This window comes from Streptococcus wuxiensis, from assembly GCF_040888245.1.
GTDB classification, from domain to species: domain Bacteria; phylum Bacillota; class Bacilli; order Lactobacillales; family Streptococcaceae; genus Streptococcus; species Streptococcus wuxiensis.
Genome location: NZ_JBFNFE010000008.1, coordinates 18,220 through 39,608, shown reverse-complemented (window position 1 = coordinate 39,608; position 21,389 = coordinate 18,220). Strand labels below are relative to the sequence as shown.

21 protein-coding genes and 5 tRNA genes are annotated in these 21,389 nt (G+C 40.5%); 25 read left to right on the top strand and 1 reads right to left on the bottom strand.

Features of this window, described 5'->3' with window-relative positions; all coding sequences use genetic code 11:
* Nucleotides 1-41 precede the first annotated feature (41 nt).
* From AB2B47_RS08165 to rpmH, 23 genes are all read left to right on the top strand, one after another.
* Nucleotides 42-122 (top strand) — tRNA-Tyr (locus tag AB2B47_RS08165).
* Nucleotides 123-128: 6 nt separating this feature from the next.
* A tRNA-Trp gene (locus AB2B47_RS08160) sits at nucleotides 129-199 on the top strand.
* Between the two features lie 12 nt (nucleotides 200-211).
* A tRNA-His gene (locus AB2B47_RS08155) sits at nucleotides 212-284 on the top strand.
* Between the two features lie 13 nt (nucleotides 285-297).
* A tRNA-Gln gene (locus AB2B47_RS08150) sits at nucleotides 298-369 on the top strand.
* 9 nt (nucleotides 370-378) lie between these two features.
* A tRNA-Leu gene (locus AB2B47_RS08145) sits at nucleotides 379-462 on the top strand.
* Nucleotides 463-733: 271 nt separating this feature from the next.
* Nucleotides 734-1,885 carry an N-acetylglucosamine-6-phosphate deacetylase gene (nagA, locus tag AB2B47_RS08140; RefSeq protein ID WP_320694056.1) on the top strand — a complete coding sequence of 384 codons (1,152 nt, stop codon included), beginning with the start codon at nucleotides 734-736 and terminating at the stop codon, nucleotides 1,883-1,885.
* Between the two features lie 140 nt (nucleotides 1,886-2,025).
* Nucleotides 2,026-3,084, top strand: a complete 1,059-nt coding sequence (locus tag AB2B47_RS08135; RefSeq protein ID WP_004251543.1) for a zinc-dependent alcohol dehydrogenase family protein — start codon at nucleotides 2,026-2,028, stop codon at nucleotides 3,082-3,084.
* A gap of 135 nt (nucleotides 3,085-3,219) precedes the next feature.
* On the top strand, nucleotides 3,220-3,597 hold the full coding sequence (locus tag AB2B47_RS08130; RefSeq protein WP_036752150.1) for a DUF1033 family protein: 378 nt from the start codon (nucleotides 3,220-3,222) through the stop codon (nucleotides 3,595-3,597).
* Between the two features lie 52 nt (nucleotides 3,598-3,649).
* On the top strand, nucleotides 3,650-4,591 hold the full coding sequence (gene comGA, locus AB2B47_RS08125) for a competence type IV pilus ATPase ComGA (RefSeq protein WP_320694055.1): 942 nt from the start codon (nucleotides 3,650-3,652) through the stop codon (nucleotides 4,589-4,591).
* Complete coding sequence (gene comGB, locus AB2B47_RS08120; protein WP_320694054.1) at nucleotides 4,512-5,555, top strand: competence type IV pilus assembly protein ComGB; 1,044 nt, start codon at nucleotides 4,512-4,514, stop codon at nucleotides 5,553-5,555. The genes comGA and comGB overlap by 80 nt, the downstream gene beginning before the upstream one ends.
* Complete coding sequence (comGC, locus tag AB2B47_RS08115) at nucleotides 5,556-5,879, top strand: competence type IV pilus major pilin ComGC (protein ID WP_281137622.1); 324 nt, start codon at nucleotides 5,556-5,558, stop codon at nucleotides 5,877-5,879.
* Nucleotides 5,842-6,276 carry a competence type IV pilus minor pilin ComGD gene (gene comGD / locus AB2B47_RS08110; protein WP_320694053.1) on the top strand — a complete coding sequence of 145 codons (435 nt, stop codon included), beginning with the start codon at nucleotides 5,842-5,844 and terminating at the stop codon, nucleotides 6,274-6,276. Before comGC ends, comGD begins: the two co-directional genes overlap by 38 nt.
* Nucleotides 6,239-6,541: a competence type IV pilus minor pilin ComGE gene (gene comGE / locus AB2B47_RS08105; protein WP_024053803.1), complete on the top strand. Its 303-nt coding sequence runs from the start codon at nucleotides 6,239-6,241 to the stop codon at nucleotides 6,539-6,541. Before comGD ends, comGE begins: the two co-directional genes overlap by 38 nt.
* Nucleotides 6,504-6,965: a competence type IV pilus minor pilin ComGF gene (gene comGF / locus AB2B47_RS08100; protein WP_320694052.1), complete on the top strand. Its 462-nt coding sequence runs from the start codon at nucleotides 6,504-6,506 to the stop codon at nucleotides 6,963-6,965. Before comGE ends, comGF begins: the two co-directional genes overlap by 38 nt.
* Entirely contained in the window at nucleotides 6,943-7,380 is a 438-nt protein-coding gene (gene comGG / locus AB2B47_RS08095; protein ID WP_254724593.1) for a competence type IV pilus minor pilin ComGG, read from the top strand. Before comGF ends, comGG begins: the two co-directional genes overlap by 23 nt.
* 58 nt (nucleotides 7,381-7,438) lie before the next feature.
* Nucleotides 7,439-8,140, top strand: a complete 702-nt coding sequence (locus tag AB2B47_RS08090) for a histidine phosphatase family protein (RefSeq protein WP_074324295.1) — start codon at nucleotides 7,439-7,441, stop codon at nucleotides 8,138-8,140.
* A 188-nt stretch (nucleotides 8,141-8,328) separates the two neighbouring features.
* Nucleotides 8,329-10,035: an ABC transporter ATP-binding protein gene (locus AB2B47_RS08085; RefSeq protein ID WP_320694051.1), complete on the top strand. Its 1,707-nt coding sequence runs from the start codon at nucleotides 8,329-8,331 to the stop codon at nucleotides 10,033-10,035.
* Nucleotide 10,036: 1 nt separating this feature from the next.
* On the top strand, nucleotides 10,037-11,803 hold the full coding sequence (locus tag AB2B47_RS08080; RefSeq protein WP_320694050.1) for an ABC transporter ATP-binding protein: 1,767 nt from the start codon (nucleotides 10,037-10,039) through the stop codon (nucleotides 11,801-11,803).
* 287 nt (nucleotides 11,804-12,090) lie between these two features.
* Nucleotides 12,091-12,780: a gamma-glutamyl-gamma-aminobutyrate hydrolase family protein gene (locus AB2B47_RS08075; RefSeq protein ID WP_006151433.1), complete on the top strand. Its 690-nt coding sequence runs from the start codon at nucleotides 12,091-12,093 to the stop codon at nucleotides 12,778-12,780.
* 178 nt (nucleotides 12,781-12,958) lie between these two features.
* Nucleotides 12,959-14,308: a glucose-6-phosphate isomerase gene (locus AB2B47_RS08070; RefSeq protein ID WP_006151981.1), complete on the top strand. Its 1,350-nt coding sequence runs from the start codon at nucleotides 12,959-12,961 to the stop codon at nucleotides 14,306-14,308.
* A gap of 129 nt (nucleotides 14,309-14,437) precedes the next feature.
* A complete protein-coding gene (gene gltX, locus AB2B47_RS08065; RefSeq protein WP_320694049.1) occupies nucleotides 14,438-15,898 on the top strand; it encodes a glutamate--tRNA ligase in 1,461 nt (486 codons plus the stop codon).
* Between the two features lie 471 nt (nucleotides 15,899-16,369).
* Nucleotides 16,370-17,584, top strand: coding sequence for a pyridoxal phosphate-dependent aminotransferase (locus AB2B47_RS08060; protein ID WP_004251584.1), 1,215 nt, complete (start codon nucleotides 16,370-16,372; stop codon nucleotides 17,582-17,584).
* Nucleotides 17,585-17,728: 144 nt separating this feature from the next.
* Entirely contained in the window at nucleotides 17,729-17,863 is a 135-nt protein-coding gene (gene rpmH, locus AB2B47_RS08055) for a 50S ribosomal protein L34 (RefSeq protein WP_000831905.1), read from the top strand.
* A gap of 182 nt (nucleotides 17,864-18,045) precedes the next feature.
* Here rpmH and AB2B47_RS08050 read toward each other — a convergent pair whose 3' ends face one another.
* Nucleotides 18,046-19,890 carry an APC family permease gene (locus tag AB2B47_RS08050; RefSeq protein ID WP_320694048.1) on the bottom strand — a complete coding sequence of 615 codons (1,845 nt, stop codon included), beginning with the start codon at nucleotides 19,888-19,890 and terminating at the stop codon, nucleotides 18,046-18,048.
* 155 nt (nucleotides 19,891-20,045) lie between these two features.
* Here AB2B47_RS08050 and AB2B47_RS08045 point away from each other — a divergent pair, with 155 nt between their 5' ends.
* Together AB2B47_RS08045 and rnmV are read left to right on the top strand one after the other, a co-directional pair.
* Nucleotides 20,046-20,822 (top strand): TatD family hydrolase, encoded by a 777-nt coding sequence (locus tag AB2B47_RS08045; RefSeq protein ID WP_320694047.1) that lies wholly within the window; start codon nucleotides 20,046-20,048, stop codon nucleotides 20,820-20,822.
* Complete coding sequence (rnmV, locus tag AB2B47_RS08040) at nucleotides 20,819-21,382, top strand: ribonuclease M5 (protein ID WP_320694046.1); 564 nt, start codon at nucleotides 20,819-20,821, stop codon at nucleotides 21,380-21,382. Before AB2B47_RS08045 ends, rnmV begins: the two co-directional genes overlap by 4 nt.
* Nucleotides 21,383-21,389: the final 7 nt, after the last annotated feature.

Genomic DNA, 21,389 nt, shown 5'->3' with positions numbered 1-21,389 from the left:
CGGCGGTTCGATTCCGTCTCGCGCCATTTCTTATATTACACGGAAGGGTAGCGAAGAGGCTAAACGCGGCGGACTGTAAATCCGCTCCTTCGGGTTCGGGGGTTCGAATCCCTCCCCTTCCATCTTATACGGGCATAGTTTAAAGGTAGAACTAAGGTCTCCAAAACCTTCAGTGTGGGTTCAATTCCTACTGCCCGTGTTAAACGTTATGGCGGGTGTGGTGAAGTGGTTAACACATCAGATTGTGGCTCTGACATTCGGGGGTTCGATTCCCCTCACTCGCCTATTTTATATTATTGGGGTATAGCCAAGCGGTAAGGCAAGGGACTTTGACTCCCTCATGCGTTGGTTCGAATCCAGCTACCCCAGTTACTATTTGCCGGCGTGGCGGAATTGGCAGACGCGCTGGACTCAAAATCCAGTGTCCGCAAGGACGTGCCGGTTCGACCCCGGCCGCCGGTATAGTAATAAAGACAAGGTTTTCGGACCTTGTCTTTTTAATTTCTCTTCCATTTTTTTCTCTCGCAGTTACATAAAATTACTTATTTTTTTTCTAAATTTTATTGTTAACCTGAATGATCAATATTACTTTACTATATGTTTACTAAATCTTAAATTATTTCTTTATAAATTTAACTATAATAGGTCTATACCATTTACAAATTACACAGAAAGGTTTATAATGTAATTGACATAATAAATATTAGAAAAATGAATTACGGAGGTTATCATTATGCCTAAATATATTAAAGCGGATCAATTTTTCTATCCTCATGGTGTTCGTCGTGGCGGTTTTCTAGAACTTGTTGATGGTAAATTTGGTAAGCATGTGGATCAAGTATCTGAGGACGCAGAAATTATTGACTATACTGGTTATAGTATTGCTCCTGGTCTTGTTGATACACATATTCATGGATTTGGTGGGGTTGATGTTATGGACAATAACATCGAAGGTACTCTTCATACAATGAGTGAAGGTCTTCTTAGCACAGGTGTTACTAGTTTCCTACCAACTACTCTAACATCATCATACGAACAATTATTAGCTGTTACTGAAAATATTGGTGCGCGCTACAAAGAGGCTTCTGGTGCTAAAATTCGTGGGATTTACTTTGAAGGTCCATACTTTACTGAGGAATTTAAGGGAGCTCAAAACCCTGCTTACATGAAAGATCCTCGCCTGGATGAATTTCGTGCTTGGCAGAAGGTTGCTAATGGTCTTCTAAATAAAATTGCCCTTGCACCTGAACGTGAAGGTGTTGAGGACTTTGTACGTACGGTTACTGGTGAAGGAGTAACTGTTGCTTTAGGTCACTCAAATGCAACTTTTGATCAGGCTAAGAAGGCTGTTGACGCTGGTGCAAGTGTTTGGGTTCATGCTTATAATGGTATGCGTGGGTTAACTCACCGTGAGCTTGGTATGGTTGGTGCTATGTATGAATTGCCACATACTTATGCTGAATTGATTTGCGATGGGCATCACGTTGATCCTAAGGCTTGTGACATCCTACTTAAACAAAAAGGTACTGAAAATATTGCTCTTATCACTGACTGTATGACAGCGGGAGGTTTGCAAGATGGTGACTACATGCTAGGAGAATTCCCAGTTGTGGTTGCAAATGGTACTGCACGTCTCAAATCTACTGGGAACTTGGCAGGTTCTATTCTCAAACTTAAAGACGGTTTGAAAAATGTTGTTGAATGGGGTATTGCAAATCCACATGAAGCAGTTATGATGGCCAGTCTCAATCCAGCAAAATCAGTTCATATTGATGACGTTTGTGGACAAATCCGTGAAGGCTACGATGCTGACTTTATTGTTCTTGATAAGGATTTGGAATTGGTAGCAACTTACCTTGATGGTGAAAAACGTTATCAAGCATAATCTCTAAAGTAGGAACTAATTTAGTTTCTACTTTTTTTAATTTAGTTTGTTAATTTTTTCACATATTACTTGATTTTATTTATGAAAAGGCTTACAATTATGATATAAACAATACAAATAAAAAAACGGAGGTAAGCTTTATGAAAGCCTATACTTATGTTAAACCAGGACTTGCTTCATTTGTTGATGTTGACAAACCAGTTATTCGCAAGCCAACTGACGCTATTGTGCGTATTGTAAAAACTACTATTTGTGGAACAGATCTTCATATTATCAAAGGAGATGTCCCTGCATGTAAGAGTGGAACTATCCTTGGCCATGAAGGAATCGGGATTGTAGAGGAAGTTGGAGCAGGCGTTTCAAACTTCAAAAAAGGCGATAAGGTTTTGATTTCTTGTGTATGTGCCTGTGGTAAATGCTACTACTGTAAAAAGGGAATCTATGCCCACTGTGAAGACGAAGGCGGTTGGATTTTTGGACATTTGATCGACGGTATGCAAGCCGAATATCTTCGTGTTCCTCATGCTGATAATACTCTCTATCACACTCCAGCTGATTTGTCTGATGAAGCCTTGGTTATGTTATCTGATATCCTACCAACTGGTTATGAAATTGGTGTCTTAAAAGGGAAAGTAGAGCCTGGTTGTAGTGTGGCTATCGTTGGTTCAGGTCCAGTTGGCTTAGCAGCCCTATTGACTGCTCAATTCTATTCACCTGCTAAATTGATCATGGTAGACCTAGACGATAACCGTTTGGATACTGCAGTTTCTTTCGGTGCTACTCATAAGATTAATTCTTCAGACCCTGAAAAAGCAATTCAAGAAATTTATGATTTAACAGATGGTAGAGGTGTGGATGTTGCTATAGAAGCTGTTGGTATTCCTGAAACGTTTGATCTCTGCCAAAAGATTATCGGTGTAGATGGAACAGTAGCCAACTGTGGTGTGCATGGTAAGCCAGTTCAGTTTGATTTGGATACTCTATGGATTCGTAACATTAACGTAACTACCGGTTTGGTTTCTACTAACACAACTCCTCAGCTTTTGAAAGCTTTAGAAAGCCATAAAATTGAACCAGAAAAATTAGTAACTCATTACTTCAAACTAAGTGAAATTGAAAAGGCCTATGAAGTATTTGGTAAGGCTGCAGATCATCATGCGATTAAGGTTATCATTGAAAACGATATTTCAGAAGGTTAATCGAATTTGAATCCAGTTATTCTTTTTAGAATAGCTGGATTTTTTGAAAATATTAGATAATTCGTGAAAGCAAGCAAATTTCTTTCATTGTTCTTAAAATTTCGCTATAATATACGATACAAAGGAAATGAAACTATGTATCGAGTTATAGAAATGTACGGGGATTTTGAACCTTGGTGGTTCATAGAAGGATGGGAAGAAGACGTCATTAGTAGTAAGAAATTTGAAAATTACTATGATGCTTTGAAGTATTATAAATCTTGCTGGTTTGAACTGGAAAAGAAAATTCCACTATATAAAAGTCGAGGAGACTTAATGACCATATTTTGGAATCCGGAGGATAAGCGTTGGTGTGAGGAATGTGATGAATTTCTGCAGCAATATCATTCCTTGGCTTTACTGGAAGATGGTCAAGTTATACCAGATGAAAAATTCAGACCGGGTTATGAAAAACAAACTGGTTTAGAAATCCACCGAACTTGTCGTATCAAAAAAGATGGAACAACTTTTTAATAAAGTTGTTCTTTTTTTGTATTTTCTTCGAATAATTAACTGAGGAGGGAATATGGTACAAGCACTTGCACAAGAATTGATTAGTCTCGCAAAAAAGGATGGAGCTCAGGATATCTATTTTATTCCCAAGGACAAGGTTTATGAGTTGCATATGCGAATAGGTGATGAAAGGCGTTTGATTAATAGCTATGACTTTGAAAAGTTGGGCGCAGTTATTAGTCATTTTAAATTTATTGCGGGGATGAATGTTGGAGAAAAGCGTCGTAGTCAGCTTGGGTCCTGTGATTATCAGCATGATGGCAAGGTTTCTTCACTACGCTTATCGACGGTAGGAGATTATCGTGGTCATGAGAGTTTAGTTATTCGCCTTTTGCACGATGAAGAACAAGAGTTGCGTTTCTGGTTTCAAGACCTTAAGGAACTGGAAAAGGGCTTTAGGCAACGCGGCCTTTATCTTTTTGCAGGCCCTGTAGGAAGTGGGAAAACTACCTTAATGCATGAATTAGCTAAGTCATTGTTCAAGGGACAACAAGTCATGTCTATTGAGGACCCAGTCGAGATTAAGCAAGAAGAGATGCTGCAATTACAACTCAATGAAGCTATTGGACTGAGTTATGAAAACTTGATAAAACTTTCTTTGCGACACCGCCCAGATCTTTTAATCATTGGCGAAATCCGGGATAGCGAAACAGCCCGTGCTGTTGTAAGAGCGAGCTTAACAGGAGCTACAGTGTTCTCAACCATTCATGCCAAAAGTATTCGTGGAGTTTATGAACGTCTCCTAGAATTAGGGGTCAGCGAGGAAGAATTAGCGGTGGTTTTACAAGGTGTTTGCTACCAGAGACTAATCGGGGGAGGAGGAATTATTGATTTTGCAAACCAAAATTATTCAGAACACCAGGCAGAAAAGTGGAATGAGCAAATTGATCAGCTTCTTAAAGACGGACATATCACTGCCCTTCAAGCTGAAACGGAGAAAATTAGCTACCAGTAAGCAGAAGAAAATTATCACTCTCTTTAACAATTTGTTTTCTAGTGGTTTTCACTTGGTAGAAATCATTTCCTTTCTTGATAGAAGTCTTTTGTTGGAGAAGGAATATGTTTCACAGATGCGCCTAGGACTATCGAAAGGTAAATCTTTCTCGGAAATGATGGGGAATTTAGGTTTTTCGAGTGCGATTGTCACTCAACTTTCATTGGCTGAAGTTCATGGAAATCTCCATTTGAGTTTGGGGAAAATTGAAGAATATTTGGATAATCTTGCTAAGGTCAAGAAGAAGTTAATTGAAGTTGCGACCTACCCACTTATTTTGCTAGCTTTTTTACTGTTAATTATGCTAGGATTGCGGAATTATCTCTTGCCCCAACTGGATAGTAGTAACATAGCTACCTTAGTGATTAGTAAACTGCCACAGATTTTTCTCGGACTTATTCTGGCACTTGGTTTAGTATCTTTAACTGGTCTAGTTTTTTACAGAAAGTCTGCGAAAATTCAAATTTTCTCTTTTCTGGCTAGAATTCCATTTCTAGGTATGTTTGTTCAGTATTATCTAACTGCCTATTATGCTCGGGAATGGGGAAATATGATTGGGCAAGGTTTAGAGTTGGCACAGATTTTCCAGATGATGCAGGAGCAAGGAGATCCTCTTTTTAAAGAAATTGGATACGATTTAGATCAATCTTTGCAAAATGGGCATGAATTTTCTAAGGTTGTTCAGACCTATCCCTTCTTTAGAAAGGAGTTGGGATTAATCATTGAATATGGAGAAGTTAAATCCAAGTTGGGAAGCGAACTGGAGATTTATGCGGAGAAAACTTGGGAATCTTTCTTTACTCGGGTTAATCGAACCATGAATCTAGTGCAACCACTGGTCTTTATTTTTGTAGCCCTGCTAATCGTTTTATTGTATGCAGCTATGTTGCTGCCGATGTATCAAAATATGGAGGTAAATTTTTAGATGAAAAAGATGTTGATGAAATTAAAAGAAGCTACGGTAAAAGGTTTCACTCTTGTAGAAATGTTAGTGGTCCTTCTTATCATTAGCGTCCTACTCTTATTGTTTGTGCCAAATCTGACTAAGCAAAAGGATGCAGTCAATGATAAGGGGAAAGCAGCTGTCGTCAAGGTGGTAGAAAGTCAAGCAGAACTGTATAGTCTGGATAAAAATGAAGATGCTAGTCTAAGCAAATTACAGGCAGATGGACGCATTACTGCTGAGCAAGCAAAAGCCTATAAAGAGTATCATGCCAAGCAAAATAAGAGTCAGTCAGTTGCAGATTAGGGCCTTTACCATGCTAGAAAGTTTATTGGTCTTAGGAATAGTCAGCCTGTTAGCCTTGGGTTTGTCAAGTTCAGTTCAGTCGACTTTTGCAGCTGTGGAAGAGCAAATTTTCTTTATGGAGTTTGAGGAACTTTATCGAGAAACCCAGAAGCGAAGTCTGGCTAGCCAGCAGAAGATGAACTTAATGCTAGAAGAGAGAAGTATTGGGAATGGCTATCAGAAATTGGCTATTCCTAAAGGCATTCAATTGCAGTCTAATCAGTCAATTACCTTTGATAAGGCTGGAGGGAATTCGTCTCTAGCTAGCGTGAGATTTCAAACGCGAAAAGAAACGATTCGTTATCAATTATATTTAGGAAATGGAAAGATTAAACGTATTCAAGAAGCAAAAAATTAAGGCGGTTATTTTACTGGAAGCAGTGATTTCACTAGCCATTTTTGCCAGTATAGCAACCCTCTTGCTGGGACAGATTCAAGAAAGTAGAAAAAGAGAAGTAGAACTTCTAAAACAGGAAGAAGTTTTGCGAGTGGCTCGTATGGCTTTGCAGACTGGACAAAAGCAGTTGACTGTCAATGGCCTTACGGTTCATGTTGTCTCGAATGAGCGAGGTTTGGAGGTATACCATGGAACGGAGAAATTACTGGCGATTCAAGACAAGTAGGGTCAGAGCTTTCACACTTTTAGAATCCTTGGTTGCCCTTATCGTTATTAGTGGTAGCTTACTCCTCTTTCAAGCTATGAGTCAGCTCTTGGTTTCAGAGGTTCGCTACCAGCAGAGAAGTGAGCAAAAAGAATGGCTCTTATTTGTGGATCAGCTAGAAACAGAGCTGAATCGAGCCCAATTTGAAAAAGTGGAGAATGATAGGCTTTACCTCAAACAGGAAGGCAAACCCATTTCCATGGGTAAATCAAAGTCAAATGATTTCCGGAAAACAGATGCTAGTGGACGTGGTTATCAACCCATGGTCTACGGCCTAAAATCAGCTCGAATTCAAGAAAAAGGGCAGGAGTTGCACTTTCACTTTCAGTTTGAAAAGGGACTAGAGAGGGAATTTATCTATCGTGTTGAAAAAGAAAAAAGTTAGAGCAGGAGTTCTCCTATACGCTGTCACTATTGCTGGAATTTTTAGTCTTTTGTTGCAGTTTTATCTAAATCGGCAACTAGCACATCATCAGGATTATGCCTTAAATAAAGAAAAACTTCTTGCATTTGCTATGGCTAAGAGAACCTATGAAAAAGCTACTTCTGAAAATGGAGAGCAGTCATTTAATGTAGGGAAGTCAACTTATCGAAATGACGAAAAATTCTTCACAACGACTATTGACACAGGAAAAAATCAGTTTGAATTTCACTTTTCTCCTTTAAAAAGGACCGGTCAAAAGTCTGAGAAAACAGAAGACAAGCCCAAAGAAGGAAATGAGGAGAAAACAGAAGAAGGGATCAAAAAAGAGACTGCTAGGTCTTCCAAATTAGCACCTTCAAAGAAGGGCACAGAGTAGTTAGTACGAGGTTTTTACATGAAATCATGCTATAATAGATACATATGGAGGACCAAAAATGGCAAGTGTAAAATTGTATCTAGTGCGTCATGGGAAAACAATGTTTAATACGATTGGGCGTGCTCAAGGCTGGAGTGATACTCCTTTAACAGCTGAAGGTGAGCGAGGCATTCACGAACTGGGAATTGGTTTGCGTGAGTCAGGCTTAAAGTTTGAGCGTGCTTACTCGAGTGACTCAGGACGTACCATCCAGACTATGGGAATTATCCTTGAGGAACTAGGTTTAACAGGGCAAATTCCTTATCGTATGGATAAGCGAATCCGTGAATGGTGCTTTGGTAGCTTTGATGGTGCTTATGATGGGGACTTATTTATGGGGATTATTCCTCGTATCTTTAATGTCGATCATGTGCATCGTTTGTCCTATGCTGAGCTGGCTGAAGGTCTGGTAGAAGTAGACACAGCAGGTTGGGCTGAAGGATGGGAAAAGCTAAGTGGTCGTATCTGGGAAGGCTTTGAAGCCATTGCCAAGGAAATGGAAGCCAATGGTGGAGGAAATGCCCTGGTAGTCAGCCATGGAATGACAATTGGAACTATTGTTTACCTCATTAACGGCATGCATCCACATGGTCTTGATAACGGAAGTGTGACGATTCTAGAGTACGAAGATGGTCAGTTTTCAGTAAAGATTGTTGGGGACTGTAGCTACCGTGAAATTGGACGAGTTAAGCTAGACGAGCAAGATAGTTCAGAACAATAAAATTCAGCACTAAATTTAGAAGAATTTTTAAAGGATTGATAGAATGCTGATGTCGTGATTCACAAGCTTGAGAGAGCTGAGTGATTTGACAATAGCATTCTTTTTTGTTAGAATAGTATCAACATGAAAGCATAAGAAGGGACTGACAGAACTGTCGTCCCCTTTTGTCTATCTTATAAGGGGGAAATATGCTGTTTCAGAAAATAAAAGCCTATAAATGGCAGGTCCTGGCTTCCTTGATTATGACAGGTCTAATGGTAACGAGTTCACTCTTGCAACCACGTTATCTACAGGAAGTTTTAGAGGCACTGCTAACGGGTGATAATGAAGCTATTTATCATATTGGTTTTTGGTTAATCCTTGTTGCCTTGATTGGTTTGATTGCAGGTGGCATTAATGTTGTGTTAGCTGCCTACATTGCTCAAGGAGTTTCGTCTGACTTACGTGAAGATGCCTTTCGTAAGATTCAAACTTTTTCATACGCCAATATTGAGAAGTTTAATGCAGGGAACCTTGTTGTTCGTATGACCAACGATATCAACCAGATTCAGAACGTAGTCATGATGACCTTCCAAATTCTCTTTCGACTACCACTTTTGTTTATCGGTTCCTTTATTCTAGCAGTTGTCACCCTACCTTCTCTGTGGTGGGTGCTAGTTCTCATGGTCGTTCTGATTGTTGCCATAATGGGTTTTATGATGGGAGTTGTGGGACCGCGCTTTGCAAAATTCCAGACCTTACTAGAGCGTATCAATGCCATTGCTAAAGAAAATTTGCGTGGTGTGCGCGTGGTTAAGTCTTTTGTCCGAGAAAAAGATCAGTTTGATAAATTTACGCAGGTGTCAGATGAATTGTTGGGAGAAAACCTTTATATCGGTTATGCCTTTTCTGTTATGCAACCTGCAATGATGTTGATTTCTTACGGGGCTGTTTTTCTCTCAATCTGGCTTGTAGCAGGTATGGCAGAGTCAGATCCATCAGTAGTTGGTTCCATTGCTTCCTTTGTAAACTACCTGAGTCAGATTATCTTTACCATCGTCATGGTTGGATTTTTGGGGAATTCAGTCACTCGTGCTATGATTTCCCTTCGTCGTATTCGTGAAATCCTTGATACAGAACCAGCTATGACTTTCAATGATGTGGAAGATGAAGAATTGGAAGGAAGTCTCAGTTTTGAAAATGTTACCTTTACCTATCCAAATGATGAAGAACCTATCCTAAAAGATGTATCCTTCGATATCGCAGCTGGTGAAATGGTTGGGGTTGTCGGAGCAACTGGTGCAGGGAAATCAACCTTGGCTCAGTTGATTCCACGATTATTTGATCCTCAGCAAGGTTCGATCAAGATTGGTGGAAAGGATATTCGGACAGTTAGTGAAGGGACGCTTCGTAAGACAGTTTCTATCGTCCTACAAAAAGCCATTCTCTTTAGTGGAACTATCGCAGATAATCTCAGACAAGGTAAGGGAGATGCGACAGTTTCAGAAATGGAACGCGCAGCTCGCATCGCCCAGGCCAGTGAATTTATTAGTCGTATGGACTTGGCCTTTGAGAGTCCGGTTGAGGAACGTGGGACTAACTTTTCTGGTGGACAAAAACAAAGAATGTCTATTGCGCGTGGGATTGTCAGCAATCCTCGTATCTTGATTTTTGATGATTCAACCTCTGCCCTTGATGCCAAATCGGAACGTTTGGTCCAAGAAGCCCTCAACAAGGATTTGAAGGGGACGACTACGATTATCATCGCACAAAAGATTAGCTCTGTTGTGCATGCCGATAAAATCTTAGTGCTTGACCAAGGTCGCTTGATTGGTCAAGGCAAACACGCTGACTTGGTTGCAACAAACGCAGTTTATCGAGAAATTTACGAAACGCAAAAAGGAAAGGAGGAGTAGGATGAAGACATTTGAATTCTTTTGGAACTATTTTAAAGTTTATAAGATATCCTTTGTCGTTGTTATTGCTATGATTATCATTGCAACGATTGCACAAGCCCTCTTTCCAGTATTTGCAGGTCAAACAGTCACGGAACTAGCTAATTTAGTTATAGCTTATCAAAATGGAAATCCTGATATGGTTTGGCAAAGTCTATTAGGACTCTTGATTAATCTTGCTTATATTTTGATTGTGCTCGTGGTGTCGAGTCTTATCTATATGGTTTTGATGAGCCGTATTATTGCCGAATCGACAAATGAGATGCGTAAGGGACTTTTTGGCAAGCTTTCTCGTTTGACTGTTTCCTTCTTTGACCGCCATCAAGATGGTGATATCCTGTCACGTTTTACCAGTGATTTGGATAACATCCTACAGGCTTTCAACGAAAGTCTGGTGTCTGTTATGACCAATATTGCCCTTTATATTGGTTTGTTGATTGTCATGTTCGCAAAAAATGTGACCTTGGCGTTGATTACGATTGCTAGCACTCCGATAGCTGTCATCATGTTGATTGTCATTTTGAAATTGGCAAGAAAATATACCAATCTTCAGCAAAAAGAGGTTGGGAAGCTCAATGCTTACATGGATGAGAGTATTTCGGGTCAGAAAGCCGTTATCGTTCAGGGCATTCAAGATGATGTGATCGCAGGTTTTGTTGAGCAAAACGAGCGTGTCCGTAAAGCAACCTTTAAGGGCAGAATGTTTTCAGGAATTCTCTTTCCTGTCATGAACGGAATGAGTTTGGTCAATACAGCTATTGTTATTTTTGTCGGTTCAGCTGTCTTACTGAATGATCAGAATATCGAGACAGCGACAGCTCTGGGTTTGATTGTCATGTTTACCCAGTTTTCTCAGCAATATTACCAACCCATTATCCAATTGGCAGCAAGTTGGGGAAGTTTGCAACTGGCCTTTACAGGTGCAGAACGTATCCAAGAAATGTTTGATGCAGAAGAAGAAATTCGTCCTCAAGATGCTCCAGTCTTTAACGAATTAAAAGAAGGTGTGGAGATTCGTAAGGTGGACTTCTCCTACCTGCCAGGAAAACCCATTTTGAAAGATGTTAGCATTTCAGCTCCAAAAGGGAAAATGATTGCGGTTGTTGGTCCGACAGGTTCGGGGAAAACAACCATCATGAACTTAATCAATCGTTTTTATGATGTGGATGCAGGTAGTATCAGCTTTGATGGAACAGATATTCGCGAGTTTGATTTAGACAGTTTGCGAAGTAAGGTAGGAATTGTCCTACAGGATTCGGTTTTGTTCAGTGGAACTATTCGTGACAATATTCGATTTGGAGTACCAGATGCCAGTCAGGAAATGGTCGAAGCAGCAGCTAAGGCTACACACATCCATGACTACATCGAAAGCCTACCAGATAAGTACGATACTCTGATTAATGATGATCAGAGCGTATTCTCAACCGGTCAGAAGCAGTTGATTTCTATTGCTCGTACCTTGATGACAGATCCACAGGTCTTAATCTTGGATGAGGCAACCTCTAACGTTGATACTGTAACAGAAAGCAAGATTCAAAATGCCATGGAAGCTATTGTGGCAGGAAGAACTAGTTTTGTGATTGCCCATCGCTTGAAAACAATTCTAAATGCTGATCAGATTATTGTACTCAAAGATGGTCAAGTCATTGAACAAGGAAATCATCAGGAATTGCTTAGACTTGGTGGATTCTACGCAGAATTGTATCACAATCAATTTGTCTTTGAATAATACTCTTAGAACATCTCTTCAAACCACGTCAGCGTCCCTTGCCGTATATGTGTTACTGACTTCGTCAGTTCTATCCACAACCTCAACACTGTGTTTTGAGCAACCTGCGGCTAGCTTGCTAGTTTGCTCTTTGATTTTCATTGAGTATAAGCAAAAAAGTTGTCCTAATTTTGGGCAACTTTTTCTGATAAAAAAATTTTATCACGGACTTAAAAAATACATATTAGACAGGAGTGGGCAAGGATGATAAGATAAGATTATCAATGGAGAAGGAAAGGAAATCAGTAATGGCAAGAACAGTTGTTGGAGTAGCGGCAAACCTATGTCCTGTGGACGCAGAAGGTAAAAATATTCATTCATCAGTCTCTTGTAAATTTGCTGAGAGTATTCGTCAGGTTGGCGGACTTCCTTTGGTCATTCCGGTTGGTGATGAGTCGGTGGTCCATGACTATGTAGAAATGATTGATAAGCTCATCTTGACTGGGGGACAAAATGTTCACCCTCAGTTTTATGGTGAGGAAAAAACGATTGATAGTGATGATTATAACCTAGCTCGTGATGAGTTTGAGCTCGCTCTTCTACAAGAAGCCTTGCGTCAGAATAAGCCAATCTTAGCCATTTGCCGTGGCGTTCAGCTTGTCAACGTTGCCTTTGGTGGGACACTCAATCAGGATATTGAAGGTCATTGGCAAGGTCTACCTTTTGGGACTTCACATTCTATTGAGACAGTGGATGGCAGTGTAGTGTCTAAATTATTTGGTAAAGAAAGTCAGGTTAATTCAGTGCATCGTCAGAGCATTAAAGATCTGGCACCCAATTTCCGTGTGACGGCTGTGGATCCACGTGATCAAACTGTTGAAGCAATCGAATCTATCGACGAACACCGTATTATTGGTCTCCAGTGGCATCCAGAATTCTTGGTCAATGAAGAAGATGGCAACTTAGAATTATTTGAGTATTTATTGAATGAATTGTAACGACTAGAATCCTAGTCGTTTTATTATTCGTAGGGTTTGATGCCTCAAGTTTTTAAATTTTGTAAGATTCTATGCAAACGTTTGAATTGTGATAAAAATTGGAAATTTTTAGTATAAAAACTTGAAAAAATTGTTAGTAAGCGTTATGATAGAAAAGAAGAAATTTTGGAGGAATACTATGTCACATATTAAATTTGATTATTCAAAAGTATTAGACAAATTTGTTGCACCACATGAAGTGGAGTACATGCAAGCACAAGTTACAGCAGCAGACGAATTGATCCGTAAAGGAACTGGTGCTGGGAGCGACTTCTTGGGTTGGTTGGACCTTCCTGAAAACTACGACCGCGAAGAATTTGACCGCATCTTGAAAGCTGCTGAACAAATCAAATCAGACAGCGATGTTTTGGTGGTTATCGGTATCGGTGGATCTTACCTTGGTGCCAAAGCAGCAATTGACTTCTTGAACCACCACTTTGCAAACTTGCAAACAAAAGAAGAACGTAAAGCACCACAAATCCTATACGCTGGAAACTCAATCTCATCTACTTACCTTGCTGACTTGGTAGAGTACGTTTCAGATAAAGATTTCTCAGTAAACGTGATTTCTAAATCAGGTACAACAACTGAACCAGCGATTGCTTTCCGTGTCTTCAAAGAACTTTTGGTTAAGAAATACGGTCAAGAAGAAGCTAACAGACGTATCTATGCAACAACTGACCGCCAAAAAGGTGCAGTTAAGGTTGAAGCAGATGCTAACGGTTGGGAAACATTTGTGGTTCCAGATGACATCGGTGGACGCTTCTCAGTCTTGACAGCAGTTGGCTTGCTTCCAATCGCTGCATCAGGTGCAGACATCAAAGCCCTTATGGAAGGTGCGAATGCTGCCCGTAAAGACTACACTTCAGATAAACTTTCTGAAAATGAAGCTTACCAATACGCAGCTGTTCGTAACATCCTTTACCGTAAAGGCTATGCTACTGAAATCTTGGTAAACTACGAGCCATCCCTTCAATACTTCTCAGAATGGTGGAAACAATTGGCTGGAGAGTCAGAAGGGAAAGACCAAAAAGGGATTTACCCAACTTCAGCTAACTTTTCAACAGACTTGCACTCATTGGGTCAGTTTATCCAAGAAGGAACTCGTATCATGTTTGAAACAGTTGTCCGCGTTGACAAACCTCGTAAGAACGTGATCATCCCTACTTTGGAAGAAGACCTTGACGGACTTGGTTACCTTCAAGGAAAAGACGTTGACTTCGTTAACAAAAAAGCAACTGACGGTGTTCTTCTTGCCCACACTGACGGTGACGTACCAAACATGTACGTAACTCTTCCTGAGCAAGATGCCTTCACTCTTGGATACACTATCTACTTCTTCGAATTGGCTATCGCCCTTTCAGGTTACTTGAATGCCATCAACCCATTTGACCAACCAGGTGTTGAAGCATACAAACGTAACATGTTTGCCCTTCTTGGTAAACCAGGATTTGAAGAATTGAGCAAAGAACTTAATGCTCGTCTATAATTGACTAAAAAGAGTGGTAAATCCACTCTTTTTGCTATTTCTTGAAAAGAGAAATTGGACTCTGGCAAGACTTGTGATATAATATAGAGAGCAAAAAGGCAGACGCCTAGAGACTTTATAGGAGAAGATATGTCAAAAGATATTCGTGTGCGTTATGCACCAAGTCCAACAGGACTATTACACATCGGTAATGCCCGTACAGCATTGTTTAACTATTTGTATGCACGCCACCATGGTGGAACTTTTATCATCCGTATCGAAGATACTGACCGCAAACGTCATGTCGAAGACGGAGAGCGTTCACAACTTGAAAACCTTCGTTGGTTAGGCATGGACTGGGATGAGAGTCCAGAGACTCATGAAAACTACCGCCAGTCTGAGCGTTTGGAACTCTATCAAAAATATATCGACCAACTCTTAGCTGAAGGAAAAGCCTACAAATCTTACGTTACAGAAGAAGAATTAGCAGCAGAACGTGAACGTCAAGAAGCAGCAGGTGAAACACCTCGTTACATTAACGAATACCTTGGTATGAGCGAAGAAGAAAAAGCAGCTTATGTGGCTGAACGTGAAGCGGCAGGCATCATCCCAACGGTTCGTTTGGCTGTCAATGAGTCTGGTATTTACAAGTGGCATGATATGGTCAAAGGTGATATCGAATTTGAAGGTGGCAATATCGGTGGTGACTGGGTTATCCAAAAGAAAGATGGCTACCCAACTTACAACTTTGCCGTTGTCATCGATGACCACGATATGCAAATCTCTCACGTTATCCGTGGAGACGACCACATTGCCAATACACCAAAACAACTCATGGTCTATGAAGCGCTTGGTTGGGATGCACCTGAATTTGGTCACATGACCTTGATCATCAACTCTGAAACTGGTAAGAAGTTATCTAAACGTGATACTAACACCCTTCAATTTATCGAAGATTACCGCAAGAAAGGTTACCTTCCAGAAGCAGTTTTTAACTTCATCGCCCTTCTTGGCTGGAATCCTGGAGGGGAAGATGAAATCTTCTCTCGTCAAGAACTCATTAACCTCTTTGATGAAAACCGTCTCAGCAAGTCTCCAGCAGCCTTCGACCAGAAGAAAATGGACTGGATGAGCAATGAGTACATTAAGAATGCGGATCTTGAGACTATCTTTGAAATGGCCAAACCATTCCTCGAAGAAGCAGGACGTTTGACAGACAAGGCTGAGAAATTGGTGGAACTCTACAAACCACAAATGAAGTCAGTGGACGAAATTGTTCCATTGACAGACCTTTTCTTCTCAGACTTCCCAGAATTGACAGAAGCTGAGCGAGAAGTCATGGCTGGCGAAACTGTTCCGACTGTACTTGAAGCCTTTAAAGCAAAACTCGAAGCCATGTCAGACGATGAGTTTGTGGTAGAAAATATCTTCCCACAAATCAAAGCGGTCCAAAAGGAAACTGGTATCAAAGGGAAAAATCTATTCATGCCGATTCGTATCGCTGTTTCAGGTGAAATGCATGGTCCTGAATTGCCAGATACCATCTACTTGCTTGGACGTGAAAAGTCCATCCAACACATCGAAAAAATGTTGGCAGAAATTGCAAAATAGCATATAAAAAGAGCTTAAATATTGAGCTCTTTTTATATGTATACTTGTTTGAAAATGCAAAGATTTTAGTGTATAATATGAATTGACAGGGCAAGGAAATAAGTTGGTGAGATGGTATTTTTACAACTAGACTCGGCTTAGTCTAACATTATTCCTAATGTTGGTCAGTCTACTTATTTTTTCTTTGCGTTTTGCTGAATGGAAGCAGAAATTCTTTTGTTCATGCAGTTACCATCCCTTACAATGACTTTGTTTTCGATCACCAGAGTTTCTCTACAAAGATTTTGGTCCAATTTGTCCAGCTTTTTAGAGAAGTATATCTACTCTTTCTTCTCCAAAAATAGAAAGAAATCGACTTTGCTCTGTTACCTTGCATAATGCAAGGTTTTTTTGTGGAATAGTACTGAGAAATTTACGATTTCGTTTTTGAGTGGTATAATATTAACTATCCTGATGAATAGAGGAACTCGAATGAAAGAATTTAACAAATCAATAAAATTAGAGCATGTGGCTTATGATATCCGTGGTCCAGTTTTGGAAGAAGCTATGCGCATGCGCGCAAATGGTGAAAAGATTTTGCGTTTGAATACAGGGAACCCAGCTGAGTTTGGCTTTACAGCTCCAGATGAGGTTATCCACGACTTGATTATGAATGCCCGTGATAGTGAAGGCTATTCAGATTCAAAAGGTATCTTTTCAGCTCGTAAGGCCATCATGCAGTATTGCCAACTAAAGAAATTCCCCAATGTGGATATTGATGATATCTACCTTGGAAATGGGGTTAGTGAGCTAATCGTTATGTCTATGCAAGGGCTTTTGGATAACGGCGATGAAGTCTTGGTTCCTATGCCTGACTATCCACTTTGGACTGCGGCAGTCAGCTTGGCTGGGGGAAATGCCGTTCACTACGTCTGTGATGAAGAAGCGGAATGGTATCCAGACCTAGATGACATTAAGTCTAAGATTAGTTCAAATACCAAGGCTATTGTTTTGATCAATCCGAATAACCCAACGGGAGCTCTCTATCCTAAAGAACTCTTACTAGATATCATCGAGATTGCTCGTCAAAATGACTTGATTATCTTTGCGGATGAAATTTACGACCGTATGGTTATGGATGGCAATGTCCACACACCCGTCGCAAGTTTGGCTCCAGATCTTTTCTGTGTCAGCATGAATGGTCTGTCTAAATCTCACCGTATCGCTGGTTTCCGTGTTGGTTGGATGGTCTTGTCTGGACCTAAACATCATGTAAAGGGCTACATTGAAGGTCTCAACATGCTTTCAAACATGCGACTTTGTTCGAATGTGCTTGCTCAACAGGTTGTTCAAACTTCACTAGGTGGTCACCAGTCAGTGGATGAGTTGCTTCTTCCTGGTGGACGAATTTACGAGCAAAGAAATTTCATTTACAATGCTATTCAAGATATCCCTGGTTTATCGGCGGTTAAGCCAAAAGCGGGCCTTTATATCTTCCCTAAAATCGACCGCAATATGTACCGTATCGATGACGATGAACAATTTGTCCTTAATTTCTTGAAACAAGAAAAAGTGCTTTTGGTACATGGACGTGGCTTTAACTGGAAAGAACCAGATCACTTCCGTATCGTTTATCTACCACGTGTCGATGAGTTGGCCCAAATACAGGAAAAAATGACTCGCTTCCTGAAGCAGTATCGTAGATAAGGCTTTCATAGCAAAAAAGCTGGAAACATTTGTCAGAGCTATTGACAAATACGTAAGAATCAGATAGAATAGTAAAGTATGTTTAGTAACTGATCACTTTATAGCCGGCTAAACGAATACAAAATCTATGAGGAGGTATTCATCGTGAAACGTACTTATCAACCAAGTAAACTTCGTCGTGCGCGCAAACACGGATTCCGTAACCGTATGTCAACTAAAAACGGTCGTCGCGTATTGGCAGCTCGTCGTCGTAAAGGACGCAAAGTTTTGGCTGCATAATCCAAACAAATGAAACAAAGAAGTCAGTAGGAACTCGAGCCTACTGATTTTTCTTTTATCTAAAAGATAGAATTTTCTAAAGTTATTGATTGAGAATAAACATTTTACAAGACGTCTTGAAAAAATCACATATAGAAAAAGCTCAAAATCAGGAGGTGCTTTCTCTGATTTTGAGCTTTTCTTTATTCTTTCAAATGATATGAATAGCTAGCCACGACGACATCTTCGTGCCATCTGAGAGCATATTTTAATTTGAGGCTCATTTGATTGTGTAGGATATTTTGCCAAGGTTTGTTAGGGATAAATTGGGGTACTAGAACTGTAACCGTGTAGTTCTTTTTCTTGGCTTCTTGAGAAATCTTTCGAACATATCGAACTGTAGGTGTGATAATATCGCGATAGCTGGTATTAATGTTTTTAAGAGTAATATTTGGGAAGTAGTCGGTAAATTCTTGGAGGATTTCTTGGTCTTTTTCCTCAGTTTCCTTGGTGGAAATGTGCATGGCCAAAACTTCATCTCCTATGCTTTGAGCGTAGTTAATCGCTCCAACACTGACTCGGGTAACATTTCCCACTAAGACAAGGACGACATTGCCGTCGTAGGTTTTCTTTTGAATTCCTTCATAAAGCCGAAGTTGTTTGGCCACCTTTTGGTAATGACTGTGGATGGACAAAAAGAGGAAGGTTAGGACCAGGATAATTGGGAAGAAGGGCCAGATATCCCCAAGTCTAAAGAGAAGTAGAATAAGGACGATAGCGTAACAAATGACAGAGCCGAGGATGTTAGCAAAGGCAGATTTTAAGAAATGAGAGCCTTTTTCTTTTTTCCAGTGGCGAATCATACCTGTTTGAGAAAGGGCAAAAGGAACAAAAACTCCGATAGTATAGAGAGGAATCAAGCGTTCTGTATTTCCGTTGAAAATAAGCAGAAGGATTATAGCACCAAAAGCTAAGGTTAAAATACCGTTTGAGTAACCCAGGCGGTCTCCCTTTTCCATAAAGAGATGGGGCATGTACTTGTTCTTAGCCATATTGTAAGCCAACATTGGAAAGGCAGAAAAACCAGTATTTGCAGCAACGGCTAGGATTAGGGCAGTTGAGAATTGGAAGAGATAATAAACAATCTGACCGAGAGCTGAGTCACCTAAAATCCCTTTAGCCATTTGTGAGAGGATTGTTTCTCCGTGTTGAGGTGTAATCCCCATCCAGTAGTTTAAGAAGGTAATCCCTGCAAATAGAAATCCAAGAATCAGAGACATGATGGTCAATGTTTGAGCTGCGTTTTTTTCTTTGGGGGTTTTGAAAAATGGAACGGCATTTGAGATAGCTTCAACTCCAGTTAGTGAGGCCGAACCGCTGGTAAAGGCTCTTAAGATTAGGACAATTGAGAGACTTGGGACAGTTTGACCAATTGCAGAAGTTGCATGATAACTGAGAGAGCCTGTCAATAGTTGGAAGAAACCAAATAATAAGAGGAAGACCGTACTAAAGATAAAGAGATAGACTGGGATCATCAGAGAGCTTGCGGATTCCTTTAGTCCTCGTAGATTTAAAAGCATGAGCAAACATACTAGAAAAATAGAGATGTGGAGGTTGTAAGGATGGAGGGCAGGAAGTGCAGCAGTGATAGCATCAGCTCCTGCTGCCACTGATACGGCTACTGTTAGCATATAGTCAACAAGCAGACTTCCCCCAGCAATCAAACCTAACTCAGGGGAGAGGTTTTCTCGAGTAACCATATAGGCACCTCCACCTTGAGGGTAGGCATGGATGATTTGTCTATAAGAAATGGTCAGGCTAGCTAATAGTAAGAGGACAAAAATGCCAATAGGGAGACTCCACCAGATAGCAAGCGGAGAAAGGCTAGCCAATACGAGAACGACCTGTTCAGGCCCGTAGGCAATAGATGATAGAGCATCGCTTGATAGCATTGCGAGTGCCTGCGTTTTTCCAAGTAGTCCTCCCTCGCCTTCAGTTAAGGACTTAAGGGGACGACCAATAAAGGTATACTTCAGTTTTGTAAACATTTTCTTTCCTTTTCTGAAAATTTCAACAAGAGTTATTATACTGCTATGAAAAAAAGTCGTCAAGAAAAAATGAATGATTTCAAAATATTTTTTCCTATAAGGATGAGACTAGTTTTTTTGGTATAATAGAAGGTAGAAAAAACGAGGAAATATAAATGATTTTTGATACTCATACCCACTTGAATGTGGAAGAATTTTTGGGGCGCGAAGAAGAAGAACTTGCCTTAGCGGCTGAAATGGGTGTAACTCGGATGAATATCGTGGGTTTTGACAAGCCTACTATTGAGCGGGCCATAGAACTAGTGGACAAGTATGACCAACTCTATGCGACGATTGGCTGGCATCCGACAGAGGCAGGGACTTATACAGAGGATGTTGAGAATTACTTGCTAGAAAAACTAAAACATCCTAAAGTTGTTGCTTTGGGTGAGATTGGACTGGACTATCATTGGATGACGGCGCCTAAAGAAGTGCAGGAACATGTTTTCCGTCGTCAGATTCAGCTATCTAAGGAATTAGATTTACCTTTTGTGGTTCACACCCGTGATGCGCTAGAAGATACCTATGAGATTATTAAGAGTGAGGGAGTTGGTCCACGTGGCGGCATCATGCACTCCTTCTCAGGTTCTCTAGAGTGGGCTCAGAAGTTTGTGGAACTTGGTATGACAATTTCCTTTTCTGGAGTAGTGACTTTCAAGAAGGCGACAGATATTCAGAAAACAGCTAAAGAGTTGCCTTTGGATAAGATTTTGGTAGAAACGGATGCACCTTATTTAGCCCCAGTACCCAAGCGCGGGCGTGAAAACAAGACAGCTTACACGCGCTATGTAGTGGACTTTATTGCGGACTTGCGTGGTATGACAACAGAAGAATTAGCTACTGCGACAAGTACCAATGCAGAAGGCATCTTTGGATTGGAACGTAAATCATGAAAGAGAAAATTTCCCAAGTCATCGTAGTTGAAGGACGCGATGATACGGCCAATCTCAAACGTTATTTTGATGTGGAGACCTATGAGACTCGTGGCTCAGCTATCAATGAGCAGGATCTCGAACGAATCCAACGTCTACACCAACGTTATGGGGTGATTGTCTTTACAGATCCTGATTTTAACGGGGAACGCATTCGTCGGATGATTATGACGGCCATTCCGACAGTTCAACACGCTTTTCTCAAACGAGACGAGGCAGCGCCTAAGTCTAAGACCAAGGGACGTTCACTGGGAATCGAACATGCCAGCTACGAAGACTTGAGAACAGCGCTAGAACAAGTAACTGAACAGTTTGAAGTAGAAAGTGACTTTGATATTAGCCGTAGCGACTTGATTCGCCTTGGTTTTCTAGCCGGAGCAGATAGCCGAAAACGCAGAGAATATCTAGGAGAAAGTCTTCGTATCGGTTATTCCAATGGGAAACAACTCCTTAAACGTTTAGAATTATTTGGGATCAGTCTAGCTGAAGTTGAAGAAGCTATGAAATCATATGATAATTGAGAAACCA

Coding starts and splice junctions, on each gene's coding strand:
- AB2B47_RS08060 (WP_004251584.1), top strand. CDS start 16,370: ATGAAAGAATTTAACAAATCAATAAAATTAGAGCATGTGGCTTATGAT.
- AB2B47_RS08045 (WP_320694047.1), top strand. CDS start 20,046: ATGATTTTTGATACTCATACCCACTTGAATGTGGAAGAATTTTTGGGG.
- comGC (WP_281137622.1), top strand. CDS start 5,556: ATGAAAAAGATGTTGATGAAATTAAAAGAAGCTACGGTAAAAGGTTTC.
- nagA (WP_320694056.1), top strand. CDS start 734: ATGCCTAAATATATTAAAGCGGATCAATTTTTCTATCCTCATGGTGTT.
- rnmV (WP_320694046.1), top strand. CDS start 20,819: ATGAAAGAGAAAATTTCCCAAGTCATCGTAGTTGAAGGACGCGATGAT.
- AB2B47_RS08070 (WP_006151981.1), top strand. CDS start 12,959: ATGTCACATATTAAATTTGATTATTCAAAAGTATTAGACAAATTTGTT.
- gltX (WP_320694049.1), top strand. CDS start 14,438: ATGTCAAAAGATATTCGTGTGCGTTATGCACCAAGTCCAACAGGACTA.
- AB2B47_RS08075 (WP_006151433.1), top strand. CDS start 12,091: ATGGCAAGAACAGTTGTTGGAGTAGCGGCAAACCTATGTCCTGTGGAC.
- comGB (WP_320694054.1), top strand. CDS start 4,512: ATGAGCAAATTGATCAGCTTCTTAAAGACGGACATATCACTGCCCTTC.
- comGF (WP_320694052.1), top strand. CDS start 6,504: ATGGAACGGAGAAATTACTGGCGATTCAAGACAAGTAGGGTCAGAGCT.
- AB2B47_RS08135 (WP_004251543.1), top strand. CDS start 2,026: ATGAAAGCCTATACTTATGTTAAACCAGGACTTGCTTCATTTGTTGAT.
- AB2B47_RS08085 (WP_320694051.1), top strand. CDS start 8,329: ATGCTGTTTCAGAAAATAAAAGCCTATAAATGGCAGGTCCTGGCTTCC.
- AB2B47_RS08080 (WP_320694050.1), top strand. CDS start 10,037: ATGAAGACATTTGAATTCTTTTGGAACTATTTTAAAGTTTATAAGATA.
- AB2B47_RS08090 (WP_074324295.1), top strand. CDS start 7,439: ATGGCAAGTGTAAAATTGTATCTAGTGCGTCATGGGAAAACAATGTTT.
- comGD (WP_320694053.1), top strand. CDS start 5,842: ATGCCAAGCAAAATAAGAGTCAGTCAGTTGCAGATTAGGGCCTTTACC.
- AB2B47_RS08130 (WP_036752150.1), top strand. CDS start 3,220: ATGTATCGAGTTATAGAAATGTACGGGGATTTTGAACCTTGGTGGTTC.
- AB2B47_RS08050 (WP_320694048.1), bottom strand. CDS start 19,890: ATGTTTACAAAACTGAAGTATACCTTTATTGGTCGTCCCCTTAAGTCC.
- comGA (WP_320694055.1), top strand. CDS start 3,650: ATGGTACAAGCACTTGCACAAGAATTGATTAGTCTCGCAAAAAAGGAT.
- comGE (WP_024053803.1), top strand. CDS start 6,239: ATGGAAAGATTAAACGTATTCAAGAAGCAAAAAATTAAGGCGGTTATT.